Below are 14,478 nucleotides of genomic sequence, written 5' to 3'. Positions count from 1 at the left end.
ACGGAAATCTGGTGCCGGGCTCGGCTTAGCAATTGTCAAATCCATTGTTGAAGCGCATGGCGGTACCGTGAAAGCTAGCTCACAAAACGGATGGAACAAGTTCCAGATAAACCTCCCTGTCATCCACGCGGCTAAATGAGTGCGTTTTACGTTTATTGACAATCTGTTCCCTTACTGAAGCCTATGTCAAGACCGTTGGGAGAACACGATCAGCAAGAAAATCAATGCCAACCAAAATAATATTCGAGGGCAGTAGGCATAGAGCAAGCCAAATTAGGGCGGGCAATAAAATCACATCGTCAACATCCCAGCACCGGAATAAAATCTGGAATTAGGTTAAGCGGACTTAACGCATAGGCTACTGTAAATACGCATAAAGCTTTAGCCAAAAAAGCGTGTCTTGAAGTCTACGAGCGAACCAAAGCATTACTGCATCTCGTTTAACACGCTTCGCCCAACATTTGATTTTTTGAAAATTGTCATTGCGGAAGTGCTTTCATCTCAAAGTGTATTTAGAAGAATAGTTTCATATTGAGATTCTCCCTTCTTCCATCGATCCCATAAAAGCTTTTCGCCTATCGGTATAGATGATCCTCGGCGGACCATGACACACTCCCGCTACCGGTATAGCCTTTGTCTGTTCTACCCAGCGGTTGAACCACCACCTGAATCGGCATTAACAAACTAAAGACTGCAGCGATATTACGATCTTTCGCCCCGAATAATTGAAATAAAACGGTAGTATCCAAAACGAAACTGACGATTTGAAGCGAGGGATGCTCGTAAACTTACCAAGTCAACCGAACAAGGCGTAGGGCCTTTGAATGGCAAACGCAGACTTCCATCAAGAGCAGCGCCTATCAAAAGTAGAATCTCTGGTAGCTGAACACATGCTATGGCGAGATTCTCATCCGTCTCAATGCACCTCATTAAATTCATAGCTTCTTGTCGAACCACGGTTTTGTCTATATCAACCAGCCAGCCACCTTCGTCTAACTCTTTTGAGCACGTGGACATCTCGGGCATATCCGCACAGTCTGGTCGCCATCTCTTGAACTCATTAATCATGTAATGATGTCTACAAATTGTATTTATTAATACATTTTAATGTAAAAATATAGTTTTGTAGAGCTATATGCATTGCGTAGAATCTGTTACATGAATAAATCTAGCTCATGGCTTCTTCTTATAGCGAGCCTACCCACCTCAAGTGCTACACCTCGTATGCGGCTGTGGCGCGCCTTGAAATCCCTTGGCTGCGCGCCATTGCGAGATGGCGCTTATCTCCTGCCAAACACTCCAATACATACAACAGCATTTGTCGAACTTGCAGAGCAGACAAATGCTGATGGTGGTCAAGCTTGGGTTGTGGATATGAGCGCAAGGTCTGGGAGCGATGATGCAAACTTTCAAGCATTGTTCGACCGTTCAAACGATTATGTAGAGCTCATCACCGCATTGAACCAAGCTCGTAAACAGTTGAGTACCCAGACTCAGGCAGAAGTAACGAAGACCTTTAAAAAGCTTCGAAAGGAGCGTGAAGCGCTCAAACGTGTTGATTTTTTCCCTAATGACGCTTCAATGGCTGCTGTCGCTGCTTGGTCAGACTTCGAAGATGCGACTAATACAGTTTTAGCGCCTGGAGAACCTAGCATGGAGTCGAGGCACATTCCATTGCTAAACATTGGCGACTATCAAGGGCGCGTATGGGCCACACGTCGTAATCCGTGGGTCGACCGTCTTGCGAGCGCATGGTTAATACGTCGTTTTATCGATTCTTCGGCCAAATTACTTTGGTTGGACAAGCCCGAAAACTGCCCTAAAGACGCATTGGGCTTTGACTTTGACAACGCAGCCTTCACGCATATTGATAACAAAGTTACGTTTGAAGTTTTACTCGCCAGTTTTGGATTAGAACAACCTGCACTTGTCCGCATGGGCGCTCTGGTTCATTACCTTGACGAAGGTGGAGCGCAGCCTCCAGAAGCAAGCGGCGTAGAAAGCGTCTTGGCAGGCTTACGAGAAACCGTTCAAAACGATGACCAACTTTTGGCAATGGCAAGCAGCTTATTCGATGGTCTTCTCAGTACATTTGAAAAAAATCCTCAATGAATACATCAGACACGGTTTTAAACGATAAGTCGCTTAATGAAGCCAATATATTGGACGATGTTCCTCCAAAAGAGGTCACGTTTCGACAAGCTCTGAAACTCTGGTTCAAGCTTGGCTTTCTTGGTTTCGGTGGTCCTGCCGCCCAGATAGCATTGATGCACCGAGAACTTGTGGAACAACGGCGTTGGATTAGCGAAAGGCGATTCCTGCATGCGTTGAACTATTGCATGCTTCTCCCCGGGCCTGAAGCACAACAACTTGCTACATACATGGGTTGGCTGATGCACCGCACGAAAGGCGGTATAGCAGCTGGTGTGTTATTCGTTCTACCGGGATTGTTCTTTCTAATCACGTTATCTTGGCTCTACATTGCTTATGGCCATGTACCGCTGATTGCAGGTCTGTTTTATGGCATTAAGCCAGCCATTACTGCTGTGGTTGTCCACGCTGTGCATCGCATCGGGTCACGAGCGTTGAAGAATAGTTGGATGTGGTCGATTGCAGCGGCTTCTTTTGTCGCTATTTTTGCATTGAACGTGCCGTTCCCTATCATCGTACTGACTGCGGCGCTGGTTGGGTATCTAGGTGGTCGTTATGTTCCTGAGAAGTTCACGGTAGGCGGAGGACATGGTGCAGCTAAGAAATCCTATGGCGCCGCTTTTATCGATGACAATACCCCGACCCCCGAACATGCGAAATTTCGCTGGCCTCGCTTACTCAAAATTGCTGTCGTTGGTGCCCTGCTGTGGTTTGTACCGATGGCATTCTTGACCCTGCAATTTGGGTGGGACCATACGCTTACCCAAATGGGCTGGTTCTTCACGAAGGCTGCATTGCTAACCTTTGGTGGCGCGTACGCTGTTCTTCCATACATTTATCAAGGTGCAATTGGCCATTACAACTGGCTGACGCCAACACAGATGATTGACGGACTCGCACTGGGCGAAGCGAACCCGGGACCTCTTATCATGGTGGTTGCGTTTGTTGGCTTCGTTGGCGCCTATGTTCAATCTGTTTTTGGCGCGGATTTGCAATTCGTGGCGGGGGTAACTGCAGCAGTTCTGGTAACTTGGTTCACCTTCTTGCCTTCATTTATTTTTATTCTGGCAGGCGGTCCACTGGTCGAGTCGACTCACGGCAATTTGAAGTTCACTGCGCCATTGACCGGAATCACTGCGGCTGTCGTGGGTGTGATTTTGAATCTGGCTGTGTTCTTTGCTTATCACGTGCTGTGGCCGCAAGGCTTTACTGGCTCTTTCGATTGGGTTGCAGCTCTTATGACTGTTGCCGCAGCGATTGCTCTGGTGAGATATAAACGTAACGTAATTCAGGTGATTGCAGTGAGTGCAATCATCGGCTTGTTACTGAAAACACTTGCTTAGAATGGAAGCGATTGAAACGTTTTCAGTAGCTCTTGGCAAAACATGAATTGAGGACAAAGATGTCTTGGTTAATCACTAAATATTTAATTACTGCTGGCGTCGTTGTGCTTATTTCTGAGTTAGCAAAACGTAGCGATAAACTCGGTGGATTAATTGCTGCACTACCGATGATTACGGTACTCACTCTGATTTGGCTTTATATCGAAAAGCAACCCGAAACAAAAATCGCAAATCACGCTTGGTACACATTTTGGTATGTCGTACCCACCCTGCCGATGTTTCTAATTTTTCCGATGTTACTGTCGCGGATAGGATTTTGGCCTACGCTTTTAGCATCGGTCGTAATAACGGTGATTTGTTTTGCTGCCTTCGCATTTGTTATGCGTCGTTTTGGCGTGGAACTGATGTAGAAGGTTGTTGAATTTATCAGATGTAGGCGTAGCCAGCTAAGAGGACTGCCGCGTTTACTTGGAACAAAAAAAACCGGCGCATGCCGGTTTTTTATATTGCAGGATTAATGACAGTGATAGCCGCCGTTTTTTCGGTCGTTGTGGCAACCGTTTTTATCAGTCCCGCCAGAGTGAGCAAAAGCAAACGAGGCTACCGCAGTGAGCAGTAATGTCATGATTATTTTCTTCATCGCTAATTCTCCTATATTATTTATCTGCATGGAGTGTAAGCGAGGGGGAGTTCTTTTACACCATGAATATGAAAATAGCAGCAATGTCACGCGCCTGTGCATCGTTACCGAGTAGGAAAACTGTGTGTCCGCTGGACCATTGATTACCACCCAGTTCCTCACATGAAAAATAGTGGTGCATTGACTTATGCGAATGGTCGGCGACTGTGAGATTCGAATTTGCGGTTACTTTCTGATGCGGCTTCCTGGCTATTTTCATGCGAATACTCACTGGCTCGTTTGTTCGGCAGCCAGTTTAGAGTAGCGGGAACGCGGTTAGACCTGCGCCACTCCTTTGGAAATATGAAAAACCCGACACTGCAGGGTTTTCATATTTCAGCTTTGCGATTCAATGTTTGAGGGGAAAATGGACGTCTTAGCAGATCGCGTCTAAAAACGTTTCGGCGTCAACTGGCCTCACAAAATGAGCGACAAATCCGGCTCGCTGAGATCGCTCCCTGTCAATTTGCTGACCAAATCCGCTCACTGCATACATCTTGCATGATGACGGATTGTCTAGAACTCCCCTTAAATGGAGAGCAAAATCATATCCGTTCATCACTGGCATTCCAATGTCGGTAATAAGTATTTCTGGCTGATACGATTTAGCTATGGCAAGTGCGGTAATAGGGTCGTAAGCCACCATTGTGGTGTGCCCATTTATCATGAGCAATTCATTGAGCGTGTCCGCCGCGTCTTTGTTATCGTCAACAATTAAAACTCGGCGGGTTGCGATGGAAATTTTACGTTTGAGCGGCTCAATGTTTGATTGAGAAACATTCTTCAGTAACGGCAGTCGAATTATAAATTCGCTTCCTTTGCCCTCGCCTTCACTAAAAGCTTGAACCGTACCGCCGTGAGCTAAGACAAGGCTGTTAACTAGTGACAAACCAATACCCAAACCACCTTTAGCACGTTCGCTTTTGCCTGGAACCTGATAGAAGAGCTCGAAGATTTTTGACAGAGCTGCTTCGGAAATACCAATTCCATTGTCGGCAACAGAGATGCATACGTGATCGTTTTCCTTCCACCACCGTAAAGAGATTCGCCCGTCCGAAGGCGTATAGTGGATTGCGTTAGTCAGGAGATTCGTAACGACTTGCGCCAATCTGATAGGGTCACCGTACCATTCTAATCCGCTAGCCTGTTCATCAATTTGTATAGTGTGATGTTTCTGTTCAGCCAACACGCTAACCATTTCTACTGCTTTTATTATGACCTCTCGCACAGCAGTGGTAGTCTTGCGCAGATCCACTTTACCGCGCGTTATTCGCGAGACATCAAGTAAATCATCAACTAGCCTAAGCAAATGCTTAACCTGCCGCTGAAGAATGCCGTACTCTTTGGTTGCACCTATATCACCGCGCATTTTCATCAGGTCTAATGCCGTTACGATCGGAGATAATGGGTTTCGTAATTCATGGCCGAGAATTGCCAGAAATTCATCTTTGGCGCGATCCGAGGCTTCCAGTTTCTGTAGCAGCGCGTCCCTCTCAGCTTCATTTCGTTTCTGCGCCTCCCTGGACCTAACCAACTCAGTGATGTCTACCGCCACAGCCATCATGCCGAAAATCTCACCCGAAGCGCGTTTCAACGCCTGAAGATTGAACTTCAGAACAAGATCTTCACGCTTTCCGCTCTTTATAAGTGTTGCATGATGCTCATCCGACGAGAACGATACGCCTGTTTCATACACCCTCTTAAGAATGTCTGGAAGAACCGTATCTCTTAACTCAGGAAAGGCTTCGAGATAGCTTTTACCTTCAAGGTCATTTCTTCCAACAATATGCTTGTACATATCGTTCGCTAGTTCAAAGGTATAGTTCGGACCAATCAAGAGAGCGGTCGCAACTGGTGCCTGAAGTAAAAGGTCATTACGCTCACTCAGCACTTGATCGCGAACGACTTTGTCGGTGACATCTCGTGTAAAACAGCGCGTATATATGAGCTTTCCATTTTCAAAACGACCATTAGAATGGATAAGCACATGTTTGATACTGCCGTCTTTGCATTTCAGGCGCGCAGGGTAATCAAGGATGGTGTCGCCATTAGTGAGAAGGCACAAGATATCGTTAATTGTGGCGGCATCCGCATGAAACTCTATAATGTTTCGCCCGATATATTCCTTCGGCGCATATCCAAGCAAGTCTAGTTCCGCTTTATTGGCCCAAAGAATGACTCCATCTGGGCCAACCTGATGTAAGCAAACCGCCGCATTTTCCACGAAATCGATAAATTCACGATCTCGCGCCTCCAGCGCAGCTTCAGCATGTTTACGTCTGCATGTTTCATACTTAAGCGCTGCGGCAAGTCCCAAATCTTTTTCCATTAGCCGTTCTATCCTTTGAATACATAGAATTAATCAAAGTTTAATTAAATTGTAGAGAAATATAAGTAGTAATTTCGGTATATCTGCGTGCTGATTAAGTTATTCAGCTACGCAGAAACATGGAATCCGCCGCCGCGCGTTTCATAATGGTACGCATATAAATTAAATTACGTTCAAACGCTGTCATCGTGAAGACGGAAATTGACAAGTGAGGCCTTCGACAATTAATGAAAAATTGAGGAGAGGCAACTTTGCGAGGGAATACACCCTCATACTTTCTGATGTGGCTGCAGGCTATTTTCATGCGAATGCTCAGAAAACTGAAATAAGAACGGTCCTTTTACTTTACGTAATTCTTACTCTACATTTAGTGAAGTTGACTTGAAGGCTTGGCAATTTTTCCAATAACAATAGGAAACATTTAGGAAACATTCAGACAACAAAAAACTACATGGAGATTAAAACGGGGATCAGCAGATACGCTAGATTTACCAAAATATCGCTTTTTATTATTAAATTGGGCAACCGCTGTAGGCATAGACCCGGTAAAAAGACTCTGCCTTTAAACCATAATCAATAAATTTAATCTGAATATCAACAGGATAAGTTGATAGCTGCTGCAGCAGGGTCAGGGTCGAGGGGCCCGCGCTCTCACTGTTGATTACCGCCGTTTCTCATATGGACCAAAGGGAAGGCACAGGCCGTTTAGATCTGGACTCAACAAGTCAACGCAACAAGTCGGCTGAATCGCTAAGCCGCGGATGCTACAACAACTTTTTCTTGATATCGTCACGGGCTTGAATGAAGAGGCTACGATAGATGGTTTCGTGTGACACGGGAAGTTTTCGTTGCATAGACAGATAAAATTGAACCAGCCAGCAACTGTTGTGGCGGGCAGTGGCATTAAAACTTGTCTGCCACGATGCGCCCCAGCCCGGCTCTCTGTTGGCTTACGGGATTTGGGTCAGCAGCAGGACAACATGATCGGTTTGCTGGCACGATAATATTTGCCACCGCCGTTGTGTTGGCTCTCACGACTGATGGTTGAAGGAGCGCCCCTGAGTCGTGCGGGATAGAACAGATTAATGCGATCACCGCCATAGCTCATGATATCTCTTCGCTTTCGGCCAAGCTCAGGGGCGACTACGAACGCCATCGAACCGGTGAGCGTATTCCGCCCGACTTCGACAGAATCCACTGTATTGAGCAATGCGATTCATCGAAAAACGCCGCGATCTGGTAAAGGCTTGCGCCTTCTTTCCAACATCATGTTGGATCGCTTTGCTTGTAATTACTTCGCGGTCCAATCATCTGCAATGCGCATCTTCCTTAAGCAGTTATTAATGGGTTGGATCCAAATATTAAGTCCAAGATCATCACTTTTACCTATAGCTGGTATGGCTATAGAAAGGTTTGTGAATGGGACGTCGCATAACCAACACAATGCCCGCGATCATTGTTATAAGGGATGCGGCCCTGACTAAAGGGTATATTTTGAGCCTGTGCGGTCATATTAGGAAGCGGCTGATGGAACGCCGAAGCAACTCCCATGGCCGAGGAGTGCTCTTTTTTTTCTTTCCTCAGTCGTGCCAATATCGTTTTAAAAGTAGCCAGTGAAATTTCCATTCCACTTGAATTGAGAATATCGACAAATCTTTTCAAAGGCATGCCACTGCCCACAAATTGCTCAATAGTCGGCAAAACTTTGCGCAACTCATTCGTTTTATTGTTCGTATGCCACTCTTCATGGGCAAGCAATTCTTGCAGCAGATTTACATTCAACATATGCACTCCGGTAATTAAATTGCTTGTATGTTGCGAGATAGATGCACGCGCTTTTCTAACCACTGATCAATCTCAAATTCAATCCAGCCAACGGATGCGGCTCCAAGATTGACCTGTTGCGGAAACGTCTCATCGTAGTACTTTGAATTTGGGTTGATCTTGTTATAGATCGTGCTGTTGGAAAGGCCGGTTTTAATCTTGACCTTCTTGATTCGCAGAATTGTGTATGACGCGTTGCTATTGGTTTTCATAAGACCTCCTTGGTTAAGAATCGATGGAGGAAGTTTAAGCAAACAAAAACGCTTCAGATAGTGGGGATTAGTAGCAAACCCAGATAGGTTTGGTACTAATCCCGTGAGTTTTTTCACCGAGGGATATTATTTTTTGCTCGTTTGAGATTATTTCTGAAATAAATCGAATCTATCCGGCATCTCAGACAACCATTCGCGAAGGGTATCGGTCGAAAAAGTTTTCCCAAGATTCCTGCCTTTTTCAGCGGCATACGCGCGAATGTCTTTCTCGATCGTTCTTATCGCATGGGATCTTGTTTCCCACTTTTTAGTTGGACAACGTTCTCGAACCAAGGAATATGCGTATGCGCGCAAATCTTCATAACCCTCATTACGTTTGGCTGCCCCTACTCTTCCCCGTTCTGCCAATACGTTTTTCTCGGCTGCTTTGAATTTATCCAAAGGGACCTTGTTGCCGCTGATCGCAACACCACACCAATACCTGGCATCAGATATGTACGACCATGCCATTTCCGCCTGCTGCTTTTCATACGCATTTTGCGCACGTGAACAATAGGTCGCTGCCACGATGATGGGAGCCAATGGGGAACGGGCAATCGAATCAATTCCACGGGCGCGATCCTCGTCTGACACTATGTTCATGAGAATATCACTCACATTCTCTAGGAGAGGATCATCGCCAACAATAATGAGATGCATCACCTCGGAAATAAACGTATCGAACGTCACGTCTTTTCTCAGTTCCCCATAGCAAACGACGAGATTATGTAGAGTTACGTTGATAAAAAACTGAATGTTACGATTCTCGCGAGGAATTTCTAAGGTGTCGGCCATATTTTTGAATAAAAATATGATTTTGGCAGATTCATAAAATTGCTGTGCAAATTAATGTTTTGTTCATGCCAGCCGATTTCAAAATCTAGATAATTCTATGCTTTTTGATTTACCCGCAGCATTCCTTTCAACTGACCCACCTTTCTGCCAGATGCGTCAGTACGCGTAAGGTATCGATCCACGAAACTCCGTGGTAGGGACCGACTCAAAACTACACTCTTGGAAATTTGAAAAAATTGGAACCCACTGATCACGACGACAGATATATAGCAGTAATGCTGTCATCAAATCAGAATGCAGGGAGTGAATTGATATTGATATGCAAAGTGACGGCTAACTTCTTACTTCAGTTTTTTTCTTACCAAACTTCTTACCAATTGGCTTTACAAAGCAAAAGGGGCTACGTCTTTTGAACGTAACCCCTTGATTATGCTGGTGCGGCTGGCAGGAATCGAACCCACGACCCCTTGGTTCGTAGCCAAGTACTCTATCCAGCTGAGCTACAGCCGCGAAAGACAAAATTATAGCATCAGTGCAATTCATTTGGGAAGCCCTATTCACAGACTTTATTCAAGATAGTTATTTATTTACGATGCAAACACCAAGACACATATAAAAAGACCAATCGTATTGCTGCTCTGTATATCTATCTTGCGAAAAAACTTGTGCCAAAGTCGGTCAATAACTTTTACACTCAATCAACTGATGGGCATTGCCGCTCACAAGCATATTAAATAAGCGGCTGCCTGCTCTACCATTTACATATTAATCAATGAAACCAGAAGCAAATATCATCAACAAGATGCATGCAGAATGGTTGCCCACCATTCTGCGAGGATCGTTCAGTGAAATTTATGTATTGAACTGCGACACGCTGCGCTTCGAGTACGTTAATCCCACCGCGACCAATAATCTGCAATACAGCACTGCCGAATTGGCAGAGATGGCGCCGACTGCAATCGCCAAGAACACCACGAACGAAGCCTATAGGCAATGTTTCCAGGAACTACGCGATGGCAATCAGGCTTCCGCCACTATCAATACTGTCCATACACGCAAAGACGGCACGACTTATCCGATTGAATTTCAATTGTTTTATCTAGCCTCGGATACCGGCCCAGTCATTATCGCCATTGGCAATGATGTCAGTTCACGTGATAAATCAGATAAGGCACTGCGTGCCAGTGAATCGCGACTCAGTGCGATGGTGTCAAATACGCCGGGCTTGGTTTATCAGTTTCTGTTAAGCAGCGCAGGGCAATTTTCATACCCTTATCTCAGCGATGGTTGCGAAGCCTTGCTGGGGATCTCCGCAGAAGAATTACGTGGTGATCCTGCCATGTTCGTTGAACTGATCTTGCCAGAAGACAGGCAATCCTATCGCGCTGCGATGCTGACTTCCATAGACCAGATGAGTAACTGGAACTGGGAAGGACGCATCTGGATCGAAAAATGGAAAGACGTTAAATGGATCAATCTTCGCGCCACGCCACGCACGCTGGAAGAACAAGCCGTGCAGTGGGAAGGCATCATGACCAACATCACCTCCAGCAAACTCGAACAGGAAGAAATCGTCAGTTCACGCGCGCAGTTGGCTGAGCTGTCGGCTCACATCAATACCGTCAAGGAAAAAGAACGTACACATATCGCACGCGAAATCCATGATGACCTCGGCGGCAATTTGACCGCCATCAAGATGGCGCTCGCATTATTAACGCGGCGCATGCCGAGCGATAATCCAGAATTGATTGAAAAAGCCGATTATGTCGAATCGCTGGTTGATCGCACAATTGAGACCGTACATAGAATCGCCGGCAACCTACGACCAGGCGTTCTCGATTTCGGGCTGGTTGCCGCTATAGATTGGCAAGCGAAGGAATTTGAAAAACAAGTCGGTATTCCCTGCGTATTCTCATCCAGTCATCCAGACATCGAACTGGATCTGGATCAGGCGACTGCCCTCTTCCGTATTTTTCAAGAGGCACTAACCAATATCGCCAAACATGCACAAGCCAGCATCGTGGATGTGCATCTAGTACATACGCGTCAATATGTACGACTGGAGATCATTGATAACGGTCGTGGCATCAAGATGGCAGATCGGACCAAGGCGAAGTCATTTGGCATACGCGGCATGGTGGAAAGATCCATCTCCATGGGAGGCAGTCTGTCCGTCAGTACCGCTCCCAAAGGTGGCACAATCGTTGCTATAAACGTACCGCTGATACCGTTGCCCGATATAACGAAGCAAAATCAGCATTAAAATAGATACTTTTGGAAAATACCTGACCGAATTTGCTTGTTCGGCCGTTTATCCATCCAAAATTTGTCACATCGACAAAAACAACAAGCTGGCATCTGTCATCACGCAGATCCTTTAAAGCAAAACAATGACAACGAAGAATGCAATAAAAGTCCTGATTGCCGACGATCACGCGATCGTGCGCGAAGGTCTTAAACAGATTTTGGCTGACACCAAGGATATAGTCGTCGCCGGTCATGCAGAAAACGGCAATGAAGCAATCAAGTTATGCCGCGAAGGTTCATGCGATGTCTTGCTACTCGATATCTCCATGCCCGATCGTAGCGGGATAGAAGTGCTCAAGCAGGTCAAGAAGGAAACTCCCGGCATTGCCATCCTCATGCTGTCCATGCATAGAGAAGATCAATATGCGATCCGCTCGCTCAAGGCTGGCGCTTCCGGCTATTTAAACAAGCAAAGCGCACCGGCGGAATTGGTCAACGCGATTCGCCAGGTTGCCAGCGGACGCAAATACATCAGTGCAGCATTGGCGCAAGAGTTGGCGAATCAGATCAATGACAATCACGAAACACCTTTGCATGAAACATTGTCAGATCGTGAATACCAAACCCTGACCATGATTGCGTCCGGCAAAACCGTCAGCGATATTGCCGCCGAACTAGTGTTATCAGTCAAAACGATCAGCATGTATCGTTCGCGCTTGTTGCAAAAAATGAAACTGCGCCACAACGCCGAGCTGACGCATTACGCGATCAAAAACCATCTGGTTGACTGATAAGTATCTGTTTTCAAAAAGAACTTATATTCTTTACACTCTTTTATTCAGTGAATAACAAAGCAGTAAAGTAACAAGCATTTGCAATGCTAATTCCATTATCAAATCTGTCTGCGTTGCCCTATTATTCAAGGATAGGCCGATCTCCGACCATCTAACAATAAAGCGTCCGCGCAGTCATGTCAGACAATAAACCAGCACAAAATCCTGCGGAACTTGCACGCGAAGCATTTCGCCAACTTGCCATTCGCAAGATCGCCCCAACGCCGGATGCCTACCGCAAGATTTACGATGAAATCGCCGGCTACGCACAAGAACCGACGCCAGAAGATATTTTCAGCGACTTTGCCAGCACCCTGCTTACCGCCCCTGATGGCGTTGCTCCTATAGGCAAAGCACTGCAAGTAGCCGCAGCGGCACCTTACTGGCCGGATTACGGCAAAGGCCTGGCCGAACTGGTCAAACACTATCAAACCCAGCTTTCAGCACGTGGCAGTAGTGTTGCCAGTCTGGGCTCGCCCTCCTTAATCGACGATCCGCAGCCGGCACTTTTGCGTGACTTGCTGACACGCACGCTGACACTGGCGGTTGCTTCGCTATTACAAGGTGTGCCAGCGCTTGCTGAAGAAGCTGAAATATTAGGTCGCTCCATCAAGGAAGCACAAACAGAGCAAGCGCTGCAAGAAGCATCGACCCGCCTGAAACAGCTCTGCTTCAAAATCGAACTGAAAAGCGGCGACATGGCAGAACAGCATGAACTACTGCTGCGCCTGTTCAATTTGCTGCTGGATAACGTCGGCAGCCTGCTCGATGACGACTCATGGATGCATGGTCAGATCGAAGCCGTGCAGAATCTGATCACCGGACCGATAGACGAAATCGCGCTAAAAGAAGTCATGCGCAGCCTCAAGGAAGTCATCTACAAACAAAGCACCTTGAAACACAGCCTCGTCGACGCCAAAGAAACTGTCAAAAACATGATGGTTACTTTCATTGATCGCCTGGGAGAAATTGCCACGACAACCGGTAACTATCACCAGAAAATCGACAGCTATTCAAGACAAATCAGTGCAACCGCAGATGTCGGCAAGCTGGGCAAGATCCTTGACGAAGTAATGAAAGAAACCCGCATTGCCCAAACCGAAGCCTTGCGCTCGCGCGATGCGATTTTGGCGGCACGCAAGGATGTGGAAGATGCAGAAGCGCGCATACACAATCTTGAAGCCAAGCTGGAGCAGATGAGCGAACTGGTACGTGAAGATCAATTGACCGGCAGCCTCAACCGCCGCGGACTGGAAGATGTATTCGAGCGCGAATTGGCCCGTTCCGAGCGCCGCAGCTCCCCGCTGTGTATTGCCATGCTCGATCTGGATGACTTTAAAAAGATCAATGACAACTACGGGCACACTGCCGGTGATGAAGCGCTGATCCATCTAGTACGTGTGATCAAGGAAACTCTGCGCACGATGGATGTCATTGCCCGTTTCGGTGGCGAAGAGTTCCTCATTGTCCTGCCCGATACTCCACTGGAAGAAGCGATTCAAACCATTACTCGTCTGCAGCGTGAATTGACCAAGCAAATTTTCATGCACAACCACACACGTTTGCTGATGACCTTCAGCGCGGGCGTCGCCTTGCGCAATGAACTCGAAGACCAGCAATCCATGATCAAGCGCGCAGATACTGCACTGTATGAAGCGAAAAGAAGCGGCAAAAACCGCGTCGTAGCCGCCACTTAAGCTTTTACAAACATTCAAAGCTGCTCAAAAGTATCAAAAGCCTATTCAGGCAAAGCAATCCGCCTTTCTTTTTCCCTCGCCGCCTGGCTTTTGGCGAGAGGAATTTTCCTCCTCCCCCGCCCCGCTTCAACAAAGTCACATTTTTTCACACTTATTTGCAATGCAATCAGGAGGCAGAAATACGTCAAAAATGATTTTTTTGGCAAGTCCCTACACGACAGGAAATTAGAAAAATAAAGGGCAAATACGCTTTATTTTTGTTTTAAATTTCAAGAAATTTCCTTAAAGGTTTTCCGTATAGCAACCGTGAAAGAAACTATCTGGCTGCA

At 46.4% G+C, this 14,478-nt stretch carries 12 protein-coding genes, 1 tRNA gene and 1 pseudogene; 7 read left to right on the top strand and 7 right to left on the bottom strand.

The window, feature by feature from the left end; all coding sequences use genetic code 11:
- Positions 1-31: 31 nt before the first annotated feature.
- Positions 32-139 (top strand): hypothetical protein, encoded by a 108-nt coding sequence (locus Hfont_RS15200; RefSeq protein ID WP_421800990.1) that lies wholly within the window; start codon positions 32-34, stop codon positions 137-139.
- A 96-nt stretch (positions 140-235) separates the two neighbouring features.
- On the opposite strand, the pseudogene Hfont_RS07360 reads toward Hfont_RS15200, so the two are convergent.
- Positions 236-427: pseudogene (locus Hfont_RS07360) on the bottom strand (YkvA family protein); the annotation flags it as partial.
- Between the two features lie 731 nt (positions 428-1,158).
- On the opposite strand from Hfont_RS07360, the gene Hfont_RS07355 reads away from it, so the two are divergent.
- The 3 genes from Hfont_RS07355 to Hfont_RS07345 are packed head-to-tail and all read left to right on the top strand — an operon-like array spanning position 1,159 to position 3,904.
- Positions 1,159-2,112 carry a chromate resistance protein ChrB domain-containing protein gene (locus Hfont_RS07355; protein WP_112991608.1) on the top strand — a complete coding sequence of 318 codons (954 nt, stop codon included), beginning with the start codon at positions 1,159-1,161 and terminating at the stop codon, positions 2,110-2,112.
- A complete protein-coding gene (chrA, locus tag Hfont_RS07350; RefSeq protein WP_112991607.1) occupies positions 2,109-3,494 on the top strand; it encodes a chromate efflux transporter in 1,386 nt (461 codons plus the stop codon). The genes Hfont_RS07355 and chrA overlap by 4 nt, the downstream gene beginning before the upstream one ends.
- A 59-nt stretch (positions 3,495-3,553) precedes the next feature.
- Positions 3,554-3,904, top strand: coding sequence for a DUF3147 family protein (locus Hfont_RS07345; RefSeq protein WP_112991606.1), 351 nt, complete (start codon positions 3,554-3,556; stop codon positions 3,902-3,904).
- Between the two features lie 104 nt (positions 3,905-4,008).
- Here the strand turns inward: Hfont_RS07345 and Hfont_RS07340 are convergent, their stop codons facing one another.
- The 6 genes from Hfont_RS07340 to Hfont_RS07310 all read right to left on the bottom strand — a co-directional run bounded on the left by Hfont_RS07340 (position 4,009) and on the right by Hfont_RS07310 (position 9,882).
- Positions 4,009-4,119 (bottom strand): YHYH domain-containing protein, encoded by a 111-nt coding sequence (locus Hfont_RS07340; RefSeq protein WP_241523042.1) that lies wholly within the window; start codon positions 4,117-4,119, stop codon positions 4,009-4,011.
- Positions 4,120-4,549: 430 nt separating this feature from the next.
- Entirely contained in the window at positions 4,550-6,502 is a 1,953-nt protein-coding gene (locus Hfont_RS07330) for a hybrid sensor histidine kinase/response regulator (protein ID WP_112991603.1), read from the bottom strand.
- A 1,401-nt stretch (positions 6,503-7,903) separates the two neighbouring features.
- Positions 7,904-8,287 (bottom strand): hypothetical protein, encoded by a 384-nt coding sequence (locus tag Hfont_RS07325; RefSeq protein ID WP_112991602.1) that lies wholly within the window; start codon positions 8,285-8,287, stop codon positions 7,904-7,906.
- A 14-nt stretch (positions 8,288-8,301) separates the two neighbouring features.
- The gene (locus Hfont_RS07320) at positions 8,302-8,538 is read right to left on the bottom strand and encodes an AlpA family phage regulatory protein (RefSeq protein WP_112991601.1); all 237 of its coding nucleotides are present in this window, start codon (positions 8,536-8,538) and stop codon (positions 8,302-8,304) included.
- Between the two features lie 147 nt (positions 8,539-8,685).
- A complete protein-coding gene (locus Hfont_RS07315) occupies positions 8,686-9,372 on the bottom strand; it encodes a hypothetical protein (protein ID WP_112991600.1) in 687 nt (228 codons plus the stop codon).
- A gap of 433 nt (positions 9,373-9,805) precedes the next feature.
- Positions 9,806-9,882 (bottom strand) — tRNA-Arg (locus Hfont_RS07310).
- Positions 9,883-10,144: 262 nt separating this feature from the next.
- On the opposite strand from Hfont_RS07310, the gene Hfont_RS07305 reads away from it, so the two are divergent.
- The 3 genes from Hfont_RS07305 (at position 10,145) to Hfont_RS07295 (ending at position 14,149) form a co-directional block, all read left to right on the top strand.
- On the top strand, positions 10,145-11,635 hold the full coding sequence (locus tag Hfont_RS07305) for a PAS domain-containing sensor histidine kinase (protein WP_241523030.1): 1,491 nt from the start codon (positions 10,145-10,147) through the stop codon (positions 11,633-11,635).
- A gap of 127 nt (positions 11,636-11,762) precedes the next feature.
- Positions 11,763-12,410, top strand: coding sequence for a response regulator (locus Hfont_RS07300; protein WP_112991599.1), 648 nt, complete (start codon positions 11,763-11,765; stop codon positions 12,408-12,410).
- A 179-nt stretch (positions 12,411-12,589) separates the two neighbouring features.
- A complete protein-coding gene (locus Hfont_RS07295) occupies positions 12,590-14,149 on the top strand; it encodes a GGDEF domain-containing protein (RefSeq protein WP_112991598.1) in 1,560 nt (519 codons plus the stop codon).
- Positions 14,150-14,478 lie beyond the last annotated feature (329 nt).

Origin of the sequence: Herminiimonas fonticola, from assembly GCF_003293745.1 — a bacterium.
Taxonomy (GTDB): Bacteria; Pseudomonadota; Gammaproteobacteria; order Burkholderiales; family Burkholderiaceae_D; genus Oxalicibacterium; species Oxalicibacterium fonticola.
This window is presented reverse-complemented; position numbering and strand designations above follow the sequence as displayed.

Coding starts and splice junctions, on each gene's coding strand:
- Hfont_RS07355 (WP_112991608.1), top strand. CDS start 1,159: ATGAATAAATCTAGCTCATGGCTTCTTCTTATAGCGAGCCTACCCACC.
- chrA (WP_112991607.1), top strand. CDS start 2,109: ATGAATACATCAGACACGGTTTTAAACGATAAGTCGCTTAATGAAGCC.
- Hfont_RS07345 (WP_112991606.1), top strand. CDS start 3,554: ATGTCTTGGTTAATCACTAAATATTTAATTACTGCTGGCGTCGTTGTG.
- Hfont_RS07340 (WP_241523042.1), bottom strand. CDS start 4,119: ATGACATTACTGCTCACTGCGGTAGCCTCGTTTGCTTTTGCTCACTCT.
- Hfont_RS07330 (WP_112991603.1), bottom strand. CDS start 6,502: ATGGAAAAAGATTTGGGACTTGCCGCAGCGCTTAAGTATGAAACATGC.
- Hfont_RS07325 (WP_112991602.1), bottom strand. CDS start 8,287: ATGTTGAATGTAAATCTGCTGCAAGAATTGCTTGCCCATGAAGAGTGG.
- Hfont_RS07320 (WP_112991601.1), bottom strand. CDS start 8,538: ATGAAAACCAATAGCAACGCGTCATACACAATTCTGCGAATCAAGAAG.
- Hfont_RS07315 (WP_112991600.1), bottom strand. CDS start 9,372: ATGGCCGACACCTTAGAAATTCCTCGCGAGAATCGTAACATTCAGTTT.
- Hfont_RS07305 (WP_241523030.1), top strand. CDS start 10,145: ATGAAACCAGAAGCAAATATCATCAACAAGATGCATGCAGAATGGTTG.
- Hfont_RS07300 (WP_112991599.1), top strand. CDS start 11,763: ATGACAACGAAGAATGCAATAAAAGTCCTGATTGCCGACGATCACGCG.
- Hfont_RS07295 (WP_112991598.1), top strand. CDS start 12,590: ATGTCAGACAATAAACCAGCACAAAATCCTGCGGAACTTGCACGCGAA.